Source organism: Mycobacterium sp. AT1 (assembly GCF_002043095.1).
Taxonomy (GTDB): Bacteria; Actinomycetota; Actinomycetes; order Mycobacteriales; family Mycobacteriaceae; genus Mycobacterium.
The window spans coordinates 125,149-147,830 of record NZ_MVOC01000027.1 but is presented as its reverse complement, the minus strand read 5'-3'; the positions used below and the strand labels follow the sequence as shown (position 1 = coordinate 147,830).

Annotated in this window: 24 protein-coding genes; 8 read left to right on the top strand and 16 right to left on the bottom strand. The window is 67.5% G+C overall.

All coding sequences use genetic code 11. From position 1 onward, the window contains the following. Positions 1 to 55 precede the first annotated feature (55 nt). The 3 genes from B1790_RS13080 to B1790_RS13070 form a co-directional block, all read right to left on the bottom strand. Complete coding sequence (locus tag B1790_RS13080; protein WP_079923747.1) at positions 56 to 2,659, bottom strand: molybdopterin cofactor-binding domain-containing protein; 2,604 nt, start codon at positions 2,657 to 2,659, stop codon at positions 56 to 58. Beyond that, positions 2,653 to 3,480: an FAD binding domain-containing protein gene (locus tag B1790_RS13075; protein ID WP_079923622.1), complete on the bottom strand. Its 828-nt coding sequence runs from the start codon at positions 3,478 to 3,480 to the stop codon at positions 2,653 to 2,655. The genes B1790_RS13080 and B1790_RS13075 overlap by 7 nt, the downstream gene beginning before the upstream one ends. A gap of 107 nt (positions 3,481 to 3,587) precedes the next feature. Then, positions 3,588 to 3,824 (bottom strand): CsbD family protein, encoded by a 237-nt coding sequence (locus tag B1790_RS13070; RefSeq protein ID WP_079923621.1) that lies wholly within the window; start codon positions 3,822 to 3,824, stop codon positions 3,588 to 3,590. Between the two features lie 414 nt (positions 3,825 to 4,238). Here B1790_RS13070 and B1790_RS13065 point away from each other — a divergent pair, with 414 nt between their 5' ends. Beyond that, on the top strand, positions 4,239 to 4,673 hold the full coding sequence (locus tag B1790_RS13065; RefSeq protein ID WP_056556249.1) for an ATP-binding protein: 435 nt from the start codon (positions 4,239 to 4,241) through the stop codon (positions 4,671 to 4,673). After that, complete coding sequence (locus B1790_RS13060) at positions 4,670 to 5,455, top strand: RNA polymerase sigma factor SigF (RefSeq protein WP_079923620.1); 786 nt, start codon at positions 4,670 to 4,672, stop codon at positions 5,453 to 5,455. Before B1790_RS13065 ends, B1790_RS13060 begins: the two co-directional genes overlap by 4 nt. A gap of 4 nt (positions 5,456 to 5,459) precedes the next feature. Here B1790_RS13060 and pucL read toward each other — a convergent pair whose 3' ends face one another. The 4 genes from pucL to B1790_RS13040 all read right to left on the bottom strand — a co-directional run bounded on the left by pucL (position 5,460) and on the right by B1790_RS13040 (position 9,218). After that, positions 5,460 to 6,359 (bottom strand): factor-independent urate hydroxylase, encoded by a 900-nt coding sequence (pucL, locus tag B1790_RS13055; protein WP_079923619.1) that lies wholly within the window; start codon positions 6,357 to 6,359, stop codon positions 5,460 to 5,462. 3 nt (positions 6,360 to 6,362) lie between these two features. Then, entirely contained in the window at positions 6,363 to 6,683 is a 321-nt protein-coding gene (gene uraH / locus B1790_RS13050) for a hydroxyisourate hydrolase (RefSeq protein ID WP_079923746.1), read from the bottom strand. 123 nt (positions 6,684 to 6,806) lie between these two features. Further along, entirely contained in the window at positions 6,807 to 7,310 is a 504-nt protein-coding gene (gene uraD / locus B1790_RS13045) for a 2-oxo-4-hydroxy-4-carboxy-5-ureidoimidazoline decarboxylase (protein ID WP_255407274.1), read from the bottom strand. Between the two features lie 15 nt (positions 7,311 to 7,325). Then, a complete protein-coding gene (locus B1790_RS13040; protein WP_142271282.1) occupies positions 7,326 to 9,218 on the bottom strand; it encodes a solute carrier family 23 protein in 1,893 nt (630 codons plus the stop codon). Between the two features lie 54 nt (positions 9,219 to 9,272). Here B1790_RS13040 and B1790_RS13035 point away from each other — a divergent pair, with 54 nt between their 5' ends. Then, the gene (locus B1790_RS13035; RefSeq protein ID WP_079923616.1) at positions 9,273 to 9,818 is read left to right on the top strand and encodes an NTP transferase domain-containing protein; all 546 of its coding nucleotides are present in this window, start codon (positions 9,273 to 9,275) and stop codon (positions 9,816 to 9,818) included. 70 nt (positions 9,819 to 9,888) lie between these two features. Beyond that, positions 9,889 to 10,236: an Lsr2 family protein gene (locus B1790_RS13030; protein ID WP_079923615.1), complete on the top strand. Its 348-nt coding sequence runs from the start codon at positions 9,889 to 9,891 to the stop codon at positions 10,234 to 10,236. Here B1790_RS13030 and B1790_RS13025 read toward each other — a convergent pair. The 9 genes from B1790_RS13025 to B1790_RS12985 form a co-directional block, all read right to left on the bottom strand. Next, on the bottom strand, positions 10,233 to 11,219 hold the full coding sequence (locus tag B1790_RS13025; protein ID WP_079923614.1) for a malate dehydrogenase: 987 nt from the start codon (positions 11,217 to 11,219) through the stop codon (positions 10,233 to 10,235). The two genes, B1790_RS13030 and B1790_RS13025, sit on opposite strands and share 4 nt — an antisense overlap. Then, on the bottom strand, positions 11,216 to 11,548 hold the full coding sequence (locus B1790_RS13020) for a hypothetical protein (protein WP_079923745.1): 333 nt from the start codon (positions 11,546 to 11,548) through the stop codon (positions 11,216 to 11,218). The genes B1790_RS13025 and B1790_RS13020 overlap by 4 nt, the downstream gene beginning before the upstream one ends. A gap of 79 nt (positions 11,549 to 11,627) precedes the next feature. Continuing rightward, positions 11,628 to 13,427, bottom strand: a complete 1,800-nt coding sequence (locus B1790_RS13015; protein WP_079923613.1) for an acetyl/propionyl/methylcrotonyl-CoA carboxylase subunit alpha — start codon at positions 13,425 to 13,427, stop codon at positions 11,628 to 11,630. 130 nt (positions 13,428 to 13,557) lie between these two features. Beyond that, a complete protein-coding gene (locus tag B1790_RS13010; RefSeq protein ID WP_079923612.1) occupies positions 13,558 to 14,337 on the bottom strand; it encodes a hypothetical protein in 780 nt (259 codons plus the stop codon). A 199-nt stretch (positions 14,338 to 14,536) separates the two neighbouring features. Then, positions 14,537 to 14,956: a SufE family protein gene (locus B1790_RS13005; protein WP_079923611.1), complete on the bottom strand. Its 420-nt coding sequence runs from the start codon at positions 14,954 to 14,956 to the stop codon at positions 14,537 to 14,539. Further along, positions 14,953 to 15,849: a sulfurtransferase gene (locus B1790_RS13000; protein ID WP_079923610.1), complete on the bottom strand. Its 897-nt coding sequence runs from the start codon at positions 15,847 to 15,849 to the stop codon at positions 14,953 to 14,955. Before B1790_RS13000 ends, B1790_RS13005 begins: the two co-directional genes overlap by 4 nt. 61 nt (positions 15,850 to 15,910) lie before the next feature. Next, positions 15,911 to 16,555: a nucleoside triphosphate pyrophosphatase gene (locus B1790_RS12995; RefSeq protein WP_079923609.1), complete on the bottom strand. Its 645-nt coding sequence runs from the start codon at positions 16,553 to 16,555 to the stop codon at positions 15,911 to 15,913. Beyond that, entirely contained in the window at positions 16,555 to 16,836 is a 282-nt protein-coding gene (locus B1790_RS12990) for an acyl-CoA carboxylase subunit epsilon (RefSeq protein WP_079923608.1), read from the bottom strand. The genes B1790_RS12995 and B1790_RS12990 overlap by 1 nt, the downstream gene beginning before the upstream one ends. A gap of 32 nt (positions 16,837 to 16,868) precedes the next feature. Further along, complete coding sequence (locus tag B1790_RS12985) at positions 16,869 to 18,506, bottom strand: acyl-CoA carboxylase subunit beta (RefSeq protein ID WP_079923607.1); 1,638 nt, start codon at positions 18,504 to 18,506, stop codon at positions 16,869 to 16,871. Between the two features lie 192 nt (positions 18,507 to 18,698). Between B1790_RS12985 and B1790_RS12980 the strand changes: the two genes are divergently transcribed. The 4 genes from B1790_RS12980 (at position 18,699) to B1790_RS12965 (ending at position 22,574) form a co-directional block, all read left to right on the top strand. Next, positions 18,699 to 19,724: a GDP-mannose 4,6-dehydratase gene (locus B1790_RS12980; RefSeq protein WP_079923744.1), complete on the top strand. Its 1,026-nt coding sequence runs from the start codon at positions 18,699 to 18,701 to the stop codon at positions 19,722 to 19,724. Positions 19,725 to 19,749: 25 nt separating this feature from the next. Then, positions 19,750 to 20,712, top strand: a complete 963-nt coding sequence (locus B1790_RS12975) for a GDP-mannose 4,6-dehydratase (RefSeq protein ID WP_079923743.1) — start codon at positions 19,750 to 19,752, stop codon at positions 20,710 to 20,712. After that, complete coding sequence (locus B1790_RS12970) at positions 20,709 to 21,824, top strand: glycosyltransferase (RefSeq protein ID WP_079923606.1); 1,116 nt, start codon at positions 20,709 to 20,711, stop codon at positions 21,822 to 21,824. Before B1790_RS12975 ends, B1790_RS12970 begins: the two co-directional genes overlap by 4 nt. Before the next feature lie 63 nt (positions 21,825 to 21,887). Continuing rightward, positions 21,888 to 22,574 (top strand): acyltransferase, encoded by a 687-nt coding sequence (locus tag B1790_RS12965; protein WP_079923605.1) that lies wholly within the window; start codon positions 21,888 to 21,890, stop codon positions 22,572 to 22,574. Positions 22,575 to 22,682: the final 108 nt, after the last annotated feature.

The following is a 22,682-nucleotide window of genomic DNA, read 5'->3' as shown; positions in this document are numbered from 1 at the left end:
TCCGGAAAGTGACCGGTGTGTCGCCCTCGGACACGCACGCTCGCGGGGAAGGGGGTCAGGTGTTGAGGGCACGCCACACCCGTGCGGGTGTCATCGGCAGCCGACGCAGGCGCGCGCCACATGCCCGCGCGATCGCGTTGGCAAGTGCCGGAGCCACCGGGTTGTATGGCGACTCGCTCATCGACTTCGCCCCGAACGGCCCGAGCACGTCGTAGGTGTCGGCGAAGTACACCTCCGTCACCGGAAGGTCGGCGAGCTGCGGAATGTGGTAGTTGCGCAGGGCGTCGGTCGTGACGGCGCCGTCGGGCCCGGTGCGCATCTCCTCGTACAACGCGCTGCCGATGCCCTGGGCGACGCCGCCTTCGACTTGGCCGCGGCATTGCTCGGGATTCATCACCACGCCCGCGTCTGCGGCGTGCACGGACTTCAGGATGCGCACCTCGCCGGTGGTGACGTCGACCGCGACGCGGAACCCCTGCACGTTGAACGCCACCGACCGCGGTGTGCCGTCGTGTCGACCGAATCCGGTCAGCGGCCGGACGTCCGGGCTGGCCTCGAGGGCGGCCCGCAAGTCTCGGCACGCCGCTTGGACCGCGAGCCCGGCGACGACGGTGCCCGCCGAGCCGAACGCTCCGGTGTCGTATCCCGTTGCATCGGTGTCGGATTGGCGCAGTCGAACCCGGCCGACGTCGACGCCGAGCTCGACGGCCACGATCTGACCGTGCACCGTCGAGGTCCCGTTGCCGAACTCGGCAGTGCCGACCGACAGGGTGAAGTCGCCGTCAGCGTCCAGTGAGATCGACGCGTCGGCGTAGTGCCCCCGCGGCGGGATGGTCGCGATCATCGCCAGGGCCACGCCCTCGCCGACGCACCACTGCTCGCCGTCCGGAGCCGGTGATCCCTCGCCGGAGGCCAACGCGTGCTGCACCAGATCGAGGCACTGGTCGAGGCCGTAGCTGCCATAGGTCAGGTCGTCGTCGGCGACGTGGGCGTCGGTGAACGGGTCGCCGGGAATCACGACGTTGCGCCGCCGGAGGTCGACCGGGTCGACGCCGAGCTTCTCGGCCAGCTGGTCCAGCGCCGACTCGACGGCGAAGATGACCTGACCGAGCCCGTAGCCGCGGAATGCGCCCGACGGAATGTTGTTGGTGTACACCGCTCGTGCGTCGACCCGCTTGTTGGGACAACGGTAGACCGAGACCGACTCGCTGCATCCGTGGAACATCACGCCGACGCTGTGATTGCCGTACGCGCCCGCGTCGACCAGCACGTCGACCGACAGCGCCGTCAGCACCCCGTTCGGTCCCGCCGCTACGGTGGCGTCGACTCGGAAGGGGTGACGACACGGTGCGGCAGTGAACTCGTCGGTCCGGCTGAACTCGTAGCGCACCGGCTGCCCCAGTCGTAGCACCGCCAACGCGACCAAGTCCTCGGCCAACATCTCCTGCTTGCCGCCGAAGCCGCCGCCCAAGCGGCGGGTGAACACGTGCACTTGGTCGCGGTCCAAGCCGAAGACGTGGCATAGCTCTTCGCGGACCAGGAACGGCACCTGCGAACTGGTGCGAATCACCAAGCGGCCGTCGTCGTCTCGCCATCCGGTGCACCCGTGCGTCTCGAGATGGACGTGTTGGACGCGCTGAGTGTGCCACCGCCCGCGGACGACCGCGCCGCCGGATTCCACCGCCCGCGCCACCCCGGCCTCGACGTCGCCGACGCCGCCGTGCACCTCGGCGACGAGATTGCGCGTCGGGTCGGCGATGCGGGCCTCGGCGGACTTCCCGGCATGAAGCAGCGGAGCGCCCGCCGCCGCGGCCAGCTCGGGATCGAACACCGCGGGCAGTTCCTCGTACTCGACCACTATTGCGCGGCAAGCTGTTTCGGCGACGGCAAGGGTTTCGGCCACGACGGCGGCGACCCGCTGGCCGACGAATCGCACCGTGTCGTCGAGGACGTACGAGTCGTCGGGATCGTCGAGTCTGCTCTCGTGGCGCGCCGTCGAGAACGCGACGGCGGGGCTGTCCCGATGGGTGAGCACCAGCCGAACGCCGGGAATCCGTTGCGCCGCTGCCGTGTCGACCGACACGATCCTGGCGTGCGCGACGGGGCTACGGAGCACCGCCAGGTGGAGAAGGCCCTCGACGGCGTGGTCCATCGTGTACTGCTCGGTTCCGGTGACCACCCGCAGGCCCGCCGGAGCGCCGACGGAATCTCCTGCGCCACCGGCCTTCTTGGTGTTCACCGCGCCTGAAAGGGCGTCGGTGATCGCGCGGTAGCCGGTGCACCGGCACAGGTTGCCCTTCAGATTCTGCGGCAGGTCGGCCAATTGCGCTGGCGTCAGGGTCGACGTCGTGGTGATCATCCCCGCCGTGCAGAATCCGCACTGGAAACCGGCGGCGTCGACGAATTGCCGCTGCAGGGGATGCGGATGCTCGGGGGTGCCGAGGCCGGCGACCGTCGTCACCTCGCAGCCCGCGGCCCGAAACGCTGGGTAGACGCACGAGTGCACCGGCGTCCCGTCGACCAGTACCGAACACGCGCCGCAGTCGCCCCCGTCGCAGCCCTTCTTGACCTCGAAGTGGCCATGGTCGCGCAGATAGGTCCGCAAGCATTGGCCGGGCCACGGATCACCCTGCAGCGCTTGGCCGTTCACGGTTACCATGCGCGCAGCTCCGCGCACACTCGCTCCGCGAGCACCAGCGACACACCGCGACGCCAATCCGGGTCCCCGTGCGGATCGTCGGTCCACGCGTCGTCGGGGATGCCCGCGTGTGCACTCCGCACCGCGTCGACGTCGACCGACGCGAGGGTGAAGACGTAGGGCCGCACCGTTGCCGCGGTGATCGACAGGACGAACGCGCCGTCGTCGTCAACGCGGCCGATGACGACGATCCCGGAGCGGCCAAGCGGGGAGGGCGCCAACTTGCGATACGCGGTCCGACCACGTAACGCCCTGGCGGGCAGGTGGACCGAGCGCACGACGTCACCGACGCCCATCACGTTCGTCGCGCTGCCGGTCACGAATTGGGCGACCGGCATCCGGTAGTCGTCACCGTCGGCCCGCCACACCAGCACCTCACCGTCCAGGGCGCAGGCCAGCGAGATCATCGACCCAGCGGGAAAGGACAGACAGAGGTTGCCGCCGACGGTCGCCTCGTTCCACACCTTGAACGACGCGAGCAACGCGGTGCAGCACTGGTGAAGGAGGGGGGCCGCTACCCAGTCGGGTCGGATCGCGGGGAGTTCGGCCGACAACGCCGAGACGCGGGCGACGGTGCAGGTTGCGGCCAACTCGATCCCGTCGGCGTCGACGACGACCGGTGCCCAGCCCAGCTGCGTGATGTCCACCAGACGTCGGGTGCTCAGTTGCGCTTCGGAGAACAGCCACGTCCCGCCGGCCACGACGGCATCGGCCGCGCCGATCGGCCACAGCTCGTCGCGCTGGCGCGGCGTGCTGATCGTCTCGACGGTGGTCAGATCCACTCTTCGACGGTAGTCAAGCTCCCCGACCGCCGCACGTTCTGACGCTGCGACGACGAACGGGCCCGACCGGGGAAGCCCCGGCCGAGCCCGTCACGAGTGTCGTCGCGCTACTCTGCGGCCTTCTGGCGCGCCTCGGCTGCCGCTGCGCTGCCGCGAGCGGCCTCGGCCTCGGCTTCCTTCTTCGCGACGTCGCGCTGGGCGTCTGCCTTGTCCTGTTGGGCCTCGCCCTCGCGGGTGAGATCGTCGTTGCCGGTCACGGTGCCGGCGACTTCCTTTACCTTGCCCTTGACGTCCTCGACGACACCCTTGACGCCTGCTTCGGGTCCACTGTCCTTGTCGCTCACGGCTACCTTTCGTCGTTGTGCGCGATGGCTGTATTGGCCGCACGGCCGGGCCATCGTGGGAGGGACGCACGGTCGCCGTGCATCCCGTGCCCCAAGGCTGCCCGGCAACCGGTCGGGCTAAACGATCTCGGTGCAGCACGGCTCGGTGACGCCAATTGCGTTGTTTTCCGCCCGATTTGAGATCCGGTCCAAGTGGGGTGGCGAGTCGTCGAGGTTTAGTCACCCGCCCGTTGGGCACCCCCACCGGGAATGAGTCGGATCAATCGAGCGGGAGGCGGGACGTCATCGTGATCACACGCTCGATGACACCGCCCGCCCGCGGCTCCTGGTCACCCATCACCGGTGAGGGGAGTGCTGGTGGTTAGCTACGAGCCAGCTCGGGGTAATCTCGCGTGGAGATCACATGGAGGGCGCGTGTCAGACGGTGAGTACGGCCACGACAGCGGGCATCGAAGCCCGCGATCAGTCGAGGTCCGAGTCGCAGCGAAGCTAGAAAACCTGGCGGTGTTGCGCACCGTGGTGGGCGCCGTCGGAACCTACGAGGACCTCGACTTCGACAGCGTGGCAGACCTTCGGCTGGCGGTGGACGAGGCGTGCACGCGCTTGATTCGATCCGCGACGTCGGACGCCACCCTCGTCTTGGTCGTTCATCCGCTCGAAGAACAGTTGGTCGTCGACGTGTCGACGGCGTGTTCGTCGCCCGACATCGTCGTGCCGGGCAGCTTCAGCTGGCACGTACTCAGTTCCTTGACCGACGACGTCAGCACCTTCCACGACGGCCATGGTCCCGAAGACTCGCACATCTTCGGCATCTCCATGACGACGAGACGAGCGAGCTCGCTGAGGTGACGTCGTCCTCCCGGGGTTCGACGTCACGGTCGAACTCTGAATACGCGGACGTGGTCGACATGTTCCGCACGTTGCAGGGGCTCGAAGAGGGCTCGGCCAAGTTCGTGCGCCAGCGCGACTCGATCGTCGAACGGTGTCTGCCGCTTGCCGACCACATCGCCCGTCGGTTCGACGGCCGCGGCGAGCCACGCGACGACCTGGTTCAGGTGGCCCGTGTCGGCTTGGTGAACGCGGTCATCCGCTTCAACGTGGACGCCGGATCGGACTTCGTGTCCTTCGCGGTGCCCACCATCATGGGCGAGGTTCGGCGCCACTTCCGCGACAACAGTTGGTCGGTCAAGGTGCCGCGGCGACTCAAGGAGCTTCACCTGCGGCTCGGCGCTGCGACCGCCGAGTTGTCGCAGAAGCTCGGCCGTGCTCCCACCCCATCGGAGCTCGCGGCCGAACTCGAGATGGACCGCGACGAGATCGTCGAGGGCCTGGTGGCGGGCAGCTCCTACAACACGCTGTCCATCGACGGGGCGGGCGGCGGAACCGAAGAGGCCCCCGCCATCGCCGACACCCTCGGTGACGTCGACCTCAACCTCGATCAAATCGAGAACCGAGAATCGTTGCGGCCCTTGCTCGCCAGCCTTCCCGAGCGAGAGCGCCAGGTTCTGCTGCTTCGCTTCTTCGAATCGATGACGCAGACGCAGATCGCAGAGCGGGTCGGCATCTCGCAGATGCACGTGTCGCGGTTGCTCGCGAAATCACTGACGCGCCTGCGGGATCAGCTCGAGTAGAGCCTCAGGGCAGCCAGCCTCGATAGGGATCCCACGCCGCGCCGGCGGGGGGAGCGTCGTCCCGGATGACGGTGGCCTGGATGAGTCCGTACGGGCGGTCGTCGGCGTTGAACACCTCGTTGTCGTTCGTCAATCCGAACGGCGTCAGGTCGTAGACGAAGTGGTGCTTGTTCGGGGCGGACAACCGGACCTCCGCGATGAACGGGTAGGCCTCCAGCACGGCCTTGCCCATCTCGAACAGCGTCTGCTGCAGGGCGAGTGACTGCACCAAGGCGAACTGCTTGACCAGTTGAGCCTTGATGCCGACGTAGGTGGACTCCCAGTCGACGTCGGTGGAGGTGAACCGCCACTGGGCGACGAGCGACGTCGCCATCACCCGGTCGTGAGTCGGCTGAAGGACGGTGTACGAATCGGTGAGGAACCCGGAGAACTCGGAACCCGTCGACTTCAGGATGACCATGTTCTTGAGACCGCCGACGACCGTCTCACCGTGCGCGTCGACGGTGATCGCGGCAGTGCGAACCTCCTGACCCTTGCGGACCCACGTGTGGTCGTGCTCGGCACCGTCGACGATCGCGCGTTCCCAGGCGTACTCCTCGATCTCGATGCGGGCCCCCTCCACCGGCTCGACGTCGGCGACGAAGTGTCTGGCCAGGGTAAGGCCGTAGTCCTCGACGGACAGCAGTCCCTTCTCCTTGGCGTAGGCGTACGCCGTCTGCTTCTGCGTGTCGGTGGGCAGCACCTTCGATTGATCGCCTGCCAAGTGCGCCGCACTGAAATCGCCACGCAGACAGGTGGTTACGTTGACGTCATGGATCTCGTGGCGCGGGGTGTCGCGGTAGATCCTGACGACCCGGGTCTCGGCCTTGCCGTACTGGTTGCCGCCCAGAATGATCTTCGACACCGCTCAACTCCCTCGGTAGGTGGAATAGGCATAGGGCGAGAGCAGCACCGGGACGTGGTATTTGCCTCCCGCGTCGGTGATTTCGAACGCGACGATCACCTCGGGGTAGAACGTCGGGACGCCCAGCGCGGCGAAGTACGCGCCCGTGTCGAAGTGCAGTCGGTACACCCCGGCGGGCAGGTCGTCACCCAACTGGGCGATGCGCCCGTCGTCGTCGGTGGTCTCGACGTTCAGCGGCTCGCCGAGGCGGTCGGCGAGCGTCACGGTGACGCCGGCGGCGGGTCGGCCGGTGGTGGCATCGAGGACGTGAGTGGAGAGGCTCATGTGGTCACCCTCTCCCGCGAGCAGACGCAAACGGCCCTGTTTCGGCGTAATCGAGGGCCGTTTGCGTCTGCTCGCGACGAGAGTGGAGCCGCTTGCGGACTGCTCGCGGTGGGAGTGCGGCTATCACGACGGCTCGCTCAGCAGCCGCTCCAGCCGAAGCCGGTTGATCTTCGCCAGCTCGCTGCGCATCACCCGGCGCTCGGTCTCGGGATCGTTGTCGAGGCGGTCCACGAGGATCGCGAGCAGGTCCTCCGCCGAGCGGCCGCTGGCGCACACCAGGTAGACGTAGCCGAACTTCTCGTCGTATTCGGCGTTCCTGAGCGCCAATTCGGCCTTGACGGAATCCGCGGACGTCACCACCGCGGCCTGCTCGCGCGCCGAGGACGCGTTGTCGGCCTTGGCGCCGATCCGCGGGTGACCGTCGAGGGCCGCGTCGATCTCGGCGTCCGGAAGCTCCGCGAGCACCCGGTCGGCGCGATCCAACAGCGCGTCGACGTCGTGAAACGGTCCGCCAGCGAGGACACGCCTGGCCCAGATGGGCGACGAGCACACACCGAACAACACGTTCATCTGCTGGCGTGCCGTCAGCCGGGTGAACCCGGCCAAGCCCAGCCGTTCTCGGGGCAATCCCACACCAGGCATCTACTGCAATTCGTTGAGCCGGCTGAACCGGGCCGCCGCAATCGGATTCGCATCGGCCACCAGGTCGTCGAAGCGGTAGTTCGCGATCTTGGCGATCTCGATGAGGGCGAACGCGCGCTCCGCGGCCGGGGAGTTGTCGATCCTCGACCACCCGTTCCTCAGCACCCGGTCGAATCGCTCGGTCTCGCGGGCGCAGATGATCAACGGGAAGCCGAAGTGCTCGCGGTACGCGGCGGCCAGATCCACGACGTCATTGTGGTCGTCCTCGTCGAGATTCGACAGTGCGACGTGGTCGACGGCCAACGCGTGCCCCGTCTCGTCCTCGGCGCCGAGGTCGTGAAAGGCGCCGAGCAGCTCGGTCTGTTGCTCGGAGGTGCCCGTCAGCACGGCGTCCTGGAAGGCCTCCCGCAGTGCGGTCGTGTCCGCGAACGGCCGCTGTTCGAAGGCGCGTTCAACGGCCCACGGCACGTCCTGAACCACGTGGCCGAACACCTCCGTGAAACGCTCCTTCGTCATCGAGTTCACCTCGCCCAGCGTTATCGAACCGCCGCCTGCCACCCGCGGGCCGCGAGAACCGGTGTGGAAGAACACGACGTTGAGCACGATCGCGGCGACGGCCCCGATGCTGATGCCGCTGCCGAAGATGAGGTTCAGGCCGGTGGGCATCGCCTTGGCGATGTCGGGATAGGTCGTCACCCACAGGGCCAGAGCGAGACTGGTGGTGACGATGATGAGGTTGCGGTGATCGGTGAAGTCGACCTTGCCGAGTGTCTGGATGCCGACGACGGCGACGGTGGCGAACAGGGTCAGCGCGGCGCCGCCCAGCACCGGATTGGGGATCGACGCGACCACGGCGGCCACCTTCGGCAGGAAGCCCAGGACGATCATGATGACACCGGCCGCGGCGACCACCCACCGGCTCTTGACGCCGGTGAGGCGCACCAGGCCGACGTTCTCCGAGAACGCGGTGTAGGGGAACGAGTTGAAGATGCCGCCGATCGTGGTCGCCACCCCGTCGGCCCTCAGCACGTTGCCGATGTCGGAGGCCTTGACGCGCTTGCCGACGATCTCGCCGGTCGCGATCGTGCTGCCGGTCGACTCGACCGCGGTGATCAGCAGGACGATGATCATCGTGAGACACGCGACGAAGTCGAACTTGGGCAACCCGAACAGGAACGGCGGCGTGAAGCCAAACGCCGACGCCTCGGCGACCTTGTCGAAGGTCATGTCTCCGAGCGCGTAGGCCACCGCGCAGCCGATGACGAGACCGAGCAGCACCGCGATGGTCGCCAGGAAGCCACGGAACAGGCGCTGGATGCCGACGATGATCGCGATGGTGCCCAACGCGTAGAGGAACCACCGGATGTTGGTCGGATCGGGTTGGTGCGTGGCGGGATTGGTGACCGCGTCCAGCGCACCGACGGGCACCAGACACAACCCGATGATGGTGATGAGCGTGCCGGTCACCACGGGTGGGAAGAACCTCAGCAGCTTGATGAAGATCGGCGCGATCAGGAACGTGAAGACGCCCGCGACGATCACTGCGCCGTAGACGTACAGCAGGCTCGGAGCGCCGCCGCCGTTGGCCAGCCCGATCGCGATGATCGGCGAGACGCCGGCGAACGTCACGCCCTGAAGCAGCGGCAGTCGCACACCGATCTTCCAGAACCCGACGGCCTGGATGATCGACGCGATCCCGCAGGTGAACAGGTCGGCCGTGATGAGCTTGACGAGCTGATCCGCAGGCAGGTCGATGGCGCCCGCGATGATGATCGGCACCAGCACCGCGCCCGCGTAGAACGCGACGACGTGCTGGAACCCGTAGGTCGCTAGTTTGGGAAGCGGAAGCACCTCGTCGACCGGGTGCACGCGCTTCGTGGTGGTCAATGGCACAGCCGACCTTGGGGTGGACACAGCTCAAGAATCGACCAGGTTGAGAATGTTCGCATGTCGAGAGCTCACTCCGTGGTCGGCGTCCTACTGGCCGCCGGCGCCGGCACCCGCTACGGCATGCCGAAAGTTCTTGTGCAGCAGGGTGACTGGCTGCGAATCGCGGTCGAGGCGCTGGCGAACGGTGGGTGCGACGACGTCGTGGTGGTGCTGGGCGCCGCCGTGGTCGAGGTCCCGCCGCCGGCCCGTGCGGTGCTGGCCGAGGACTGGGCGACCGGAATGAGTGCGTCGCTGCGCGCCGGACTGGACGCTGCGGGCGAGGCCGACCTGGTTGTCCTGCATCTGGTCGACACCCCCGACGTCGGCGCCGACGTGGTCACCCGCGTCGTCGGCGCGGCGATGTCGTCGACCTCGGGGTTGGCCCGCGCGACCTACGGCGGGCGTCCTGGCCACCCCGTGGTGATCGCGCGGCGGCACTGGGCCGCGCTGGCGGCGACGCTGCACGGCGACGAAGGCGCACGCACCTTCCTGAAGGGGAGTCGGGGCGTGGTCTTCGTCGAGTGCGGAGACCTCGCGACTGGGCTGGACGTCGACGAACCTTAACGCGATGGTGGTATACACCTCAGTACGCAGGAATGGGGAGTTTCTGCCATGGGCAAGGGGGGCATCGGCCATGGGTAAGAAGAAGTGCATCGGGTTGGTGGACGCGGTCGACGGCACGCCAGCCGACGAATCGGTCGAATTCGGCATCGACGGTCAGGTGTACGCCATCGACCTGTCGGCGGTGAACGCCGCGGAGCTCCGCCGGACGCTGGGTGAGTGGGCTCGAGCGGGGCGACGGGTGCGGGCGCCGCAGCGACGCCATCTGGCCCGCGTCGACCCGTGGCGCAAACAGGTCAGCGGTCAAGAGCGCGTGCAGATCCGGGACTGGTGCAACGACAACGGCTTCCGCGTTGGCAGCCGGGGGCCGCTGCCGTTCGACGCGGTGGACGCCTTCCGGATGGCGAACTCCAGAGGCTAGAGCAGACCGAGCGCGGCCACGGCCGCACGCTCGGATTCCAGTTCGGCGACCGACGCGTCGATGCGGGCTCGGGAGAAGTCGTTGATCTCGAGGCCCTCGACGACGTGCCAGGCGCCGTCGACCGCGCGCACCGGCAGTGACGTCACGATTCCCTCGGGGATTCCGTACACACCCGGTGATGGCAAGGCGACCGACGTCCAGTCGTCGGGGTCCGTGCCGTCGACCCAGTCGCGGACGTGGTCGATGGCGGCGTTGGCCGCCGACGCGGCCGACGACGTCCCACGGGCCTCGATGATCGCGGTACCGCGGGTGGCGACGGTGGGGATGAAATCCTTCGTCAGCCAATCGGTGTCAGCAGCGAACTCGGCACCGGGCCGATCGCCGACGACGGCGTGGAAGATGTCGGGGTACATGCTCGGGGAGTGGTTGCCCCACACCGTCACCCGGGAGACGTCGGTGACGTGCACGCCCGCGTGGGCGGCAAGCGCGGCGACGGCGCGGTTGTGGTCCAGACGCGTCAGCGCGGTGAAGCGCTCCGCGGGCACGTCGGGTGCGTGGGCCGAGGCGACCAGGGCGTTGGTGTTGGCGGGATTGCCGACCACGACGACCCGGACGTCGGACGACGCGCCGGCGTTGATGGCCCGTCCCGCGTCGGCGAAGATTGCGGCGTTGGCGGCGAGCAGGTCGGCGCGTTCCATGCCCTTGCTGCGGGGCTTGGCTCCGACCAGCAACGCCACGTCGACTCCGTCGAAGGCGCGCACGGGATCGTCGTGGATCTCGACGTCGACCAGCAGGTCGAAGGCGCTGTCGACGAGCTCCATCACCACGCCCTCGGCCGCCCGGATCGCCGACGGCAGTTCCAGCAGGCGCAGCGTCACCGGGATGCCACGGCCGAGCAGCGCGCCCGCACCGATGCGAAAGAGGGCGGCGTAGCCGATTTGGCCGGCGGCGCCGGTGACGGTGACGACCTTCGGGGTGGTCACGTGTGCACCCGGATGTTGAGCACCTCCGAGGCGTAGCGCCGAACGGTGTCCTCGGACATCGCCGCCGCGTCCTCGTGGCCTGGGCGCGCCCTGCTCTGCATGAACCCGGTCTTCGGATTGAGGGTGATCTCGGCGAGCAGCTCACCGGTCGACGGTTCGCACACCGCCCAGGTGTACATGCTGTCGTCGGCCCAGCCGTCGGCGGCGTCGTGCACGTAGTCGAGGTCGGTCTCGCCAAGGTCGGCGAGCTCGGGGCGGTCGTCGACGCGGTCGTCGTAGCGCAGCCCGCGCAGGTACCACGTGCCGTTGTTGATTTCGACGGGTTCCATGATGGTCAACCGGTCGAGTGGCCACCTACTGCGCGCAGATCGCGAAGGAGCGTGCAGCAAGTGGCCACTCGGCGGGTTCTCAGTCCTTGATCTCGGCGAGCACGGTGCCCTGCGTGACGGCGGCACCGGCCTCGACGGCGAGGCCGGTGATCGTGCCGTCCTTGTGGGCGGTGACCGGGTTCTCCATCTTCATCGCCTCCAGCACCGCGACGAGGTCGCCGGCCGAAACCTGCTGTCCCTCTTCGACGGCAACCTTGACGACGGTGCCCTGCATCGGCGCGGTGACCGCGTCGCCCGACACCGCGGCACCGCCGCTTGCGCCACGCTTGCGCGGCTTCGGCTTCTTGCGGGTGACACCGGGCGTCGCGCCGCCGCCTCCGCCGCCGATGGCGAGGTCTCCAGGCAGCGACACCTCGACGCGACGACCGCCGACCTCGACGACGACCTTCTGCCGGGGCAGGGCGTCCTCTTCGTCGAGCGGCGCGCCGGAGGTGAACGGCTCGACCGTGTTGTCCCACTCGGTTTCGATCCACCGCGTGTGCACCGTGAACCCGTTCTCGTCGCCGATGAAGGCGGGATCGGACACGACGGCGCGGTGGAACGGGATGACCGTCGCCAAACCCTCGACGGTGAACTCGGCCAGTGCCCGACGCGACCGGTCGAGGGCCTCTTCGCGAGTGGCGCCGGTGACGATCAGCTTGGCGAGCATCGAGTCGAACTGGCCGCCGATGACCGAGCCGGTCTCCACACCGGAGTCAAGGCGGACGCCGGGGCCGGTCGGCGGGTCGAACAGGGTGACGGGTCCCGGCGCGGGCAGGAAGCCGCGGCCGGCGTCCTCGCCGTTGATGCGGAACTCGAAGGAGTGGCCGCGGGGAGTCGGATCCTCGGTGATGTCGAGGGCCTCGCCGTTGGCAATGCGGAACTGCTGGCGCACCAGGTCGATGCCCGAGGTCTCCTCGGTGACCGGGTGTTCCACCTGAAGGCGGGTGTTGACCTCGAGGAAGGAGATCAGCCCGTCCTGGCCGACGAGGTACTCGACGGTGCCTGCGCCGTAGTAGCCGGCTTCCTTGCAGATGCGCTTGGCGGACTCGTGGATCTCCTTGCGCTGCGCGTCGGTCAAGAACGGCGCAGGCGCTTCTTCCACCAGCTTCTGGAAGCGGCGCTGCAGCGAGCAGTCGCGGGTGCCGGCGACGACGACGTTGCCGTGCGTGTCGGCGATGACCTGGGCCTCGACGTGGCGGGGCTTGTCCAGATAGCGCTCGACGAAGCACTCGCCGCGGCCGAAGGCGGACACGGCCTCACGGGTGGCGGAGTCGAACAGTTCGGGGATCTCTTCGATGGTGCGCGCGACCTTCATGCCACGGCCGCCGCCGCCGAAGGCGGCCTTGATCGCGATCGGCACACCGAATTCCTTTGCGAACGCCACGATCTCGTCGGCGTCCTTGACCGGGTCCGACGTGCCGGGGACCAGCGGTGCGTTCGCCTTGGCGGCGATGTGGCGGGCGGTGACCTTGTCACCGAGGTCGCGAATGGACTGCGGGCTTGGCCCGATCCAGATCAGCCCGGCGTCGAGCACGGCCTGGGCGAAGTCGGCGTTCTCCGACAGGAACCCGTATCCGGGGTGGATCGCGTTTGCGCCGGACTTCTGGGCGGCGTCGAGGATCTTGGCGAAGTCGAGGTACGACTCGGCCGAGGTCTGGCCGCCGAGGGCGAAGGCCTCGTCGGCGAGCCGGACGTGCGGTGCGTCGGCATCGGGTTCGGCGTACACGGCCACGCTCGCGAGCCCCGCGTCCTTGGCGGCCCTGATCACCCGGACGGCGATTTCACCCCGGTTGGCGACGAGCACCTTGGAGATCTTCGAGCTGGCGTGACTTGGCACTGCGCCTCCTGATGGCATGTTCTCTAAGAAACCTCTTTAAGAATGTATCGGAGGCAGTTTAAGCGGCGCGCTAGGGTCGTCGGCGCGCCGGTCCCTTACTGGTCAGTAGGTACGTTCTTCCAGCTAGGTGTCAAAGCCGATAGCCGGTTCGCCGCTTGCGCATCGCGTTCCGGCGGTTTCGTACCGCCTGCAGCGCCGAGCTTTCCGCCCCGTAGGGGTGGCCGTACTGCAGGAGCAGGGTCACCCTCAGCGTGTCCGTTGGCCACGGCAGCGTGGCGTGCAGCGAGCGGTAGCCCCTGAAGACGTAGACGTCACCGGGAGTGAGGTGGACCGTGAACGCCGACGGGTCGGCGTCGAAGCGACGCCGCAGCCGGCGGCCGTAGAAGCCGTTGTGCACCAGCAAGCGCTCGGCCGCGCCGACCGTTGCCGAGCGCCGATGCGGGCGATGGTCGGGGAACAACGCCAGATCGCCCGTGCCGTCGGGAACGACGACCGGCACGAGCATCGTCACCGCGTTCGCGTCGTAGTGCCAGTCGAAGGGCGGCGAATCCACCGCCGAGCCGTCGAGGATGCGTAGGACGCGCTGCCGGTAGCCGGCGAACCCGGGCGCGGCGGAGACCGACGGTGGCGTCAGGGAGTGCAAGAACGATTCGACGCGTTCGTCGACGGCCAACTCCGCGATGGTGGGGCAGTCCCACTGGTCGGCGTCGACGAGGCTGTGTTCGCCGGAACCGTGCCGAGAGAGGAAACCGTCGACGTCGGCGCGGGCCGCTGCAAGCCACTCCGGCGGTACGACCCCGGAGAGACGAACCAGCCCCGTCCGCTCGAGGTCGGCACGGGTGTGCCCGTCGTGGCGTGCGAGATTGGCCGCTATCACGCTGCTTCTGCGCTGCTCACGCATCTCGGCCATCCGCCAAAGTTTAGTCACGCCGCCCGCACGCTCAAGGTCTTTGCCGACGGAAATCCGACACGCCTTCGAGGGGGTCACGGCCGGTGCCGTGGTGGCGCATCGGCGCCGCAGGACGGTCGTCCCGTCTTGGTGCGGGACTCGCGTCGTGGAGCCACCGCAGCAAACATCGTCGCCGTTTAGTCAGTGGGGGATTGACAATCTACGACGTGCCGAGCCGGCGCTTGATGCGGGTCAACATCGCCGACATTCCCCTGAGTCGCAGCGGGCTGATCAGCTTCGCCAGCCCCAGGTCGGCGTAGAAGTCGTCCGGCACGGCGAGGATCTCGTCGGCCGAGAGCTCGTCGAGGCCAGCCGACAGGATCGCCGCGAATCCACGCGTCGTCGGTGCCTCCGGCGGCGCACTGAAGTACAGGCGGACGCGTGCGCGGTCGGTGGCGTCGACGTGCAGGAACAGCGGCGACTGGCACTCCGGCACCGGTTCCATGGCGGCCTCTTCGAGGTCGGCAGGGATCGGCGGCAGTTCGTTCGCGAACTCCAGCAGGAGCTGAAGCTTGTCCTGGCCCTGCATGTCGGCGAAGTCCGACACCACCTCGGCCAGCGCGGCCGGCATCACGCTCATGCCTGGCCCGGCGCCTCACCCGGATCGGAGCCGACCGCGACGGGAACGCGCACCGCGTTGCCCCACTCGGTCCACGAGCCGTCGTAGTTGCGGACGCCCTCCTTGCCGAGCAGATGAGTCAGCACGAACCAGGTGTGGCTCGAACGTTCACCGATGCGGCAGTAGACGATCGTCTCGTCCTCGGGCTGCAGGAAGCCGTACAGCTCGTCGAGTTCGGCACGGCTGCGGAACTGTCCGTTGTCCCTTGCGGCCTTGGCCCACGGGATCGACATGGCCGTCGGAACGTGGCCGCCGCGCAGGGCGCCCTCTTCGGGGTAGTCGGGCATGTGGGTGCGCTCGCCGGTGTACTCCATGGGGGAGCGGACGTCGATCAAGGGCTGGCGTCCGAGGTTGTTCAGAACGTCGTCCTTGAAGGCGCGGATCGGGGCGTCGTCGCGCTCGACGACGGGGTAGCCGGTCGTCGTCTTGGACGGCACGTCGAGGTTGGTGTCACGACCATTGGACACCCAGAGGTCGCGGCCACCGTCGAGCAACCGGACGTCCGGATGGCCGAACAACGTGAACACCCACAGGGCGTATGCCGCCCACCAGTTGCTCTTGTCGCCGTAGATGACGACGGTGTCGTCCCGGCTGATGCCCTTGCGGTCCATCAGCGCGGCGAACTGCGCGCCGTCGATGTAGTCGCGGACGCGGTCGTCGTTGAGGTCGGTGTGCCAGTCGATCTTGACCGCGCCGGGGATGTGCCCGGTGTCGTAGAGGAGGACGTCCTCGTCGGACTCGACGATGGCGAGCCCAGGCCTGCCGATGTTGCCGGCCAACCAGTCGGCGGTCACCAGCCGTTCGGGATGGGCGTAGGAGGCGAGGGAGGGATGCGGGTCTGCAGGCAGCGACACCCCTGCAGCCTACTTGTTCGCCGGGGGCGGTTCAGACCTCCCAGTGCCGTCGGCCGGTCGCTCAGTCGGCGACGGGATTGGCGGCCCAGAGGTCGGCGAGAGACAGGCCGACGCGCTCGAACAAGCTCCTCGTGAGCGGGAGGCCGATGCCGATCACCGCGGACGGATCGCCGTCGACGCCGTCGACGAACCACCCGCCGAGGCCGTCGAGGGTGAAGCCGCCCGCGACGGCCGTGGGTTCACCGCTGCGCGCGTATGCCAGGACGTCGGAGGCCGACGGGTGACCGAAGCGGACGGTGGTGACGGCATGCGCTGCCGCCGTGTCCACGATCCGGTTGGCGCGCATGCGAAGCACGCAGTGTCCGGTGAACAGTTCACCCGACCGACCCGCCATCGCCCGCCACGCGTCGAGCACCGCATCCTCGGTGGCCGGCTTGCCCCACAGTCGCCCGTCGCGGAACAGCATCGAATCACAGCCGATGACAACGCAATCCGCGGCTACCTCGGCGTCCACCGCGTGCGCGACGGCCTCGGCCTTGGCGGTGGCCAGCGCGGTCGTCACCTCACCGGGACCCGCATCGGCGGGAAGGGCGGCGACCACCGCGTCCTCGTCGACCCCCGACACCACGATGAGCGGGTCGACACCCGCGCTGCGCAACACCTTGCGCCGGCCAGGCGATGCCGACCCGAGAACGACGCGTGTCACTAGCGACGCAGGTGGGCGCGTTCCACCTGCGTGATCCGCTGCCAGCTGATCAGCGAGTAGCGCAGCTGGTCCACCGGAAGGCCCCACCGGTTCAATTCCTGAGGGCCCGGCTCCGCGGAACCGCCGCCGCTGCCTGCCAACACCGTCACCAGTGCGGCCAGATCCGAGTCGGTGGGATTGCCCTTGAGAATCTTGATCTCGGGCACCGACGTCACGACGGGGGCGTCGATGGTCAGGTCGTCGGGATCGGAGACCTCGGTGATGTCGACGTCTTGTGACATGAGTGGTCCGTTCGTCGGGGAAGGAGCGCGGATCAGAGCGGGATGTTGCCGTGCTTCTTGGGCGGCAACTGCACGATCTTGCGTTCCAGCAGACGCAACGCGGCCGAGATGTAGCCGCGGGTGTGCGACGGTGGGATGACCGCGTCGACGTAGCCCCGCTCGGCGGCCACGTAGGGATTGACGAGGGTGTCCTCGTAATCCTGCTGCAGCTCCAGGCGTAGGGAGTCGACGTCCTTGCCTTCCTTGGCGGCTTCCTTGAGCTGAGACCGGTAGACGAACCCGACGGCGCCCGAGGCGCCCATCACGGCGATCTGTGCGGTCGGCCATGCGACGTTGACGTCGCAGCCCATGTCCTTGGAACCCATCACGCAGTACGCGCCGCCGTAGGCCTTGCGGGTGATGACCGTGATCTTCGCGACGGTCGCCTCGCCGTAGGCGTACAGCAGCTTCGCGCCGCGCCGGATGATGCCGTTGAACTCCTGGTCGGTGCCGGGCAGGAAGCCCGGGACGTCGACCAACATGATGATCGGAATGTTGAAGCAGTCGCAGGTGCGAACGAAGCGGGCGGCCTTCTCGGAGGCGTTGATGTCCAGGCAGCCGGCGAACACGGTGGGCTGATTGGCCACGATGCCCACGGTGCGACCGTCGACCCGACCGAAGCCCACGACGATGTTGCCCGCGTAGCCGGCCTGCACCTCGAGGAACTCGTCGTCGTCGAGAATGCGCGTGATGACCTCGTGCATGTCGTACGGCTGGTTGGGCGAGTCGGGGATGAGCGTGTCGAGTTCGAGGTCCTCGTCGGTGAGGTTGTCCTCGATGGCGCCGGGATGCGGCGGCGCCGGGTAGCGCGGCGGCTCGGAGGCACTGTTGGGGGGCAGGTAGCTGAGCAGGTCGCGGACGTAGTCGAAGGCGTCCTGCTCCCCGGAGGCGACGTAGTGCGCCGTGCCGGACTTGGCCATGTGGGTGTGGGCGCCGCCCAGCTCCTCCATGGTCACTTCCTCGCCGGTGACGGTCTTGATGACGTCGGGGCCGGTGATGAACATCTGGCTGGTCTGGTCGACCATGATCACGAAGTCGGTCAGCGCGGGGGAGTAGACGTGTCCGCCGGCCGCGGCGCCCATGATCAGCGAGATCTGCGGGATGACGCCCGAGGCCAGGATGTTGTTGCGAAAGATCTTGCTGTACAAGCCAAGTGAGACGACGCCCTCTTGGATGCGGGCGCCGGCGCCGTCGTTGATGCCGATCAGGGGACGACCCGTCTTGAGGGCCAACTCCTGAACCTTCACGATCTTCTCGCCGTAGACCTCGCCGAGGCTGCCGCCGAACACGGTGGCGTCCTGGCTGAAGATGCAGACGTCGCGGCCGTCGATGGTGCCGTAGCCCGTCACCACGCCGTCGCCGACGGGCCGGTTCTCCGCGAGCCCGAAGTTGGTGCTGCGGTGCTTGGCGAGCGCGTCGAGCTCGACGAAGGTGCCCTCGTCCATCAGCGCGTGGATGCGTTCGCGAGCGGTCAGCTTGCCCTTGGCGTGGACCTTGTCGACGGCTGCCTCTCCCACCGGATGCAGCGTCTCCTCGGTGCGCTTGCGGAGATCGGCCAGCTTGCCTGCGGAGGTGTGAATGTCGATCTCGGGTGAAGCGGCCGGGGCAGAGGGATCCGTAACGCTCGTCATGGTGGTCGATCGTAGCGATAGAAGCGCCGCAACTCTTAAGCAGCCCTTAAACACGCCGCACCGGGCGCGGAGTGCGCCCCGCCACTCGCCCGCCACGGACAGATCCCGTCGAGCATGCAACCATTCATCGCAGCTAATCTCGACCAGGCGTTTCTGACGCGGTTGTTCGAAGTCACGACGGAGGTAGCACGAATGGCATCGGTCTCGGGTGAATCCGGCGCCCCGAAGAGGGCGCTGATCACCGGCATCACCGGACAGGACGGCATCTACCTGTCGGAGTTGCTGCTGTCCAAGGGGTACGAGGTCTACGGGTTGCTGCGGGGACAGAACAACCCCAAGGCGGCAATGCTGGAGGAAGTCCTCCCGAGCGTCCACGTCATCGCCGGTGACCTGCTGGACATGTCCAGCCTGATGCGGGCGATGACCATCGCGCAGCCCGACGAGGTCTACAACCTTGGTGCGGTGTCGTTCGTCGCCTACTCGTGGCAAAACGCGCGCCTGACTACCGACGTCACGGCAGGCGGCGTGCTGAGCATGCTGGAATCGGTGCGGCTGTATCAGGAAGTGTCAGGCAAGCGCGTCCGGTTCTATCAGGCGTCGAGTTCAGAGATGTTCGGCAAGGTGCAGCACGTTCCGCAGACCGAGTCGACGCTGTTGTGGCCGCGGTCGCCGTACGGCGTGGCCAAGGTGTACGGGCACTACCTGACGATCAACTACCGCGAGTCCTACGACATGCACGCCAGCTCCGGGATTCTCTTCAACCACGAATCACCGCGCCGCGGCGTCGAATTCGTCACTCGCAAGGTGTCCCGGGCGGTGGCCAGGATATCGCTGGGCCTGCAGGACACTCTCACCCTCGGCAATATCGACGCCGAGCGTGACTGGGGTTTCGCAGGCGACTACGTCGAAGCCATGTACCTGATGCTCCAGCAGGACGTCGCCGACGACTACGTGATCGCCACCGGTGAGACGCATTCGATCTCCGAGCTTCTCGACGTCGCCTTCGCGACGGTCGGGATCGACGATTGGAAGCCGTACGTGCAGACCGACACAGCGCTGTTGCGGCCGGCCGAGGTCGACCAGTTGATTGGCGACGCGACGAAGGCGCGCAACGCCTTTGGGTGGGAACCCAAGGTGTCGTTCAAAGACCTCGTCGAGATGATGGTGCACAACGACCTCGCCCTGCAGTCGCGTGACGCAGGCCACGCCGCGCCGTGATGCGTTGCAGTCGGACCGCCAGCCCATGAAGGTCGCACTGGTCACCGGTGTCACCGGCCAAGATGGTTACTACCTGTCGCGGCTGCTGAGCGACGCCGGGGTGGCCGTTCACGGTGTCGTCGGGCCCAACGAGGGGCCGCAGTCGGTTGCGATACCCGAGGTCACGGCGCACGCCGCCAACCTCACCGACGGTGACGCCGTGCTCGACCTGGTCACCAAAGTCTCGCCCGACTACGTCTTCCACCTCGCCGGAGTCTCGTCGGTGGCGCTGTCGTGGGAGCGGCCGGTGTACACGGCCGACGTGAACGCCGTCTCCACGACTGCACTGCTGGACGCCTGCCTCAAGGTGCAGGACGCCACGGGCCGCAGCATCGCCGTGGTGAACGCCTCGAGTGCGGAGATCTTTGCCGGTTCGGCGGGCTCGCGTCAGACCGAGGACACGGCCGTGCGGCCGACGTCCCCGTACGGGGTGTCCAAGGCGATGGGCCACATGATGTGCCACGTGTACCGCGACAGGGGATTGCAAGCGTCCAACGCCATCCTCTTCAATCACGAATCACCCCGACGGCCAACGTCTTTCGTGACACGAAAGATAACCGCCGCCGTGGCGGCGATTTCCAGGGGTGAGCAGAGCTCGGTCCGTTTGGGCAACATCGCGGTGCGGCGGGACTGGGGCTGGGCGCCGGACTACGTCGACGCGATGTTCCGCATGGCCACGCACGAAACGGGTGACGACTTCGTCGTCGCGACCGGTGTCGACCATTCCATCGCCGACTTCGCAGCCGCCGCGTTCGCCTCCGTGGGCATCACGGATTGGGAGGCGAAGGTGGACGTGGACGCCGATCTGATCCGGCCGGCGGACATCGACGTCATGGTCGGAGATGCGACCAAGGCCGCCACCGTGCTGGGCTGGCGCACGACGAAGTCATTCGACCAAATAGTGGCAGCCATGGTCGAGTCCGACTTGGGACGGGAGCAGCCTTCGTGAGCACGGACCTTTCTCAGACTCGGCTGATCTACATCGCGCCGAGGGTTGGCATCGGCGGCGTCGGAGACTTCGCGGAGGCGTTCGTCGACGCCGTTCGGTCGCACTTCGCCGAGGTCGTCGAGTACCGCCACGGCGGCCCCGGCGACGACAGCGTGTCGGATCTGCGGAGGCATGGCGCCGCGATCCGCAAGTTGGTGGCTGAGGCGCCGGGTGGGCGAGTGCTGGTGCATGCCGAACTGAGTGGGGGGGCCGTCGTCCCGTTCTGGGCGACGGCGAAACTGCCCGATCACGTTCCGGTGACGGCCACCATTCACGACCCGCCGCATCCGATCTGGTGGCCGGCTCGGACGCGGTTCATGGCCCAGCACTGGCTGGTCAACCATGCCGTTCACTTCCCGTTCCGCAGGGTGTCCTACGCCGTGCAGCGAAAGTGGCTTCGGGCGACCACGCTGTTCGTGCTCACCGAAAGCGGCGCGAAGTCCATCAGGCCGGCCTATCCGCAGGCTCGAGTGGTTCGGGTCCCGCATCAGGTCGCCGACCGGCCCGACATCCGCCCCCCGGAGCAGCGACCACTCGCGATTGGGCTCTTCGGTTTGGTCTACCGCGGCAAGGGATTCGAGCAGATTGGCGCCCTCAGGAAGCTGCTACCACCGGAGATCGCCATCCGTGTCGCCGGCCGCGGGACCGAGGACCTGCCGCGAATCGAGGGGATCGACGTCGTCGGAGGCATCGAAGGTGAGGCCGAGGACGCGTTCTTCGAGTCGGTCCGCGCCATCGTCATGCCGTATGGCAAGCGCTCGCCGTACGGGATGGGGTACCCCTCCTCGGCGGTGATGGCCCATGCCGTCGCGTACGGGACACCGGTGATCTGTACCGACCATGGAGCGCTCGGCGATTTGGGGGAGGACGAAGGCGTCGTGGTGTTGCGCGGGCTGTCTCACGCGCCGGACGAGGTTGCTTCGGCGTTCGCGGACGCGGTGACGGCCCTCGTCGACGACGATGCCAAGCTGGCGATCCTGGGTGAACAGGTGCTCATCCAGCGGAAGGCGCGGTCGGCCCCGGAGATCGCCAAGGCGTTCACCACCGTGTGGTCGGAGTTGCTCGAGAGTTAAGAATGACCGGCTGACTGCTCCCGGACGTTACCGGGGCAGCGAACGAAGACGGGAGCAAGCACAGTGTTCGTCGAACCCCAGCGGTCCGATCCGGAGTCCATCGCCAAGAAGCGCGAGGTGAACCCCAAGGTTCGGACGCCCGGCCTGATGGAGTGGATCACCGACGACGACGGGCGCATCGTCAACTTCCGCATCGCCGGTGAAACGGTGTGGTCGAGGTTCGTCGACCTCTACTCGGCCTGGTTCTTCAACAACTTCGTCACCTACATTCCCCTGCACTTCGTCCGGCAGGCCTATCTCCGCGCGTTCGGAGCATCGATCGGCAAGGACACGGCGATCAACAGGGGAACCAACGTTTGGTCCATCCGATTGATCGTCATCGGTGACCGGGTTTCGATCGGGTTCCGATGCTTGCTGGACGCCAGGGCGGGGATTGCCATCGGTGACGACGTCATCATCGCCAGTGACACCCACATGATCGCGGGCGGCCACGACATCAACCATCCCGACTTTCCTCCGGCACCCAATCCACCCGACCCCATCGTCATCGACCACCACGTCTGGATCGCGAGCCGGGCGATGATCCTGCCTTGCCTCATCGGCAGTGGTGCGGTGGTTGCCGCGCATGCGGTGGTCGTCAACGACATACCCCCGCTCGGGATCGCCGGCGGCGTCCCCGCCAAGGTCATCGGCAAACGAAATCCGGACGCTCTTCGGTACAGCGGGAAGTTCAAGGTGCCGCTGTTCTGACACCTAAAGTGACAGCAGGGGACACATTTCGAACATTTTGCTGACGATCAGGTCACGAGTTGCCAGTCATTTTCTGGCAACCGGTGAGATTTGGGTAGCCGGTGTACA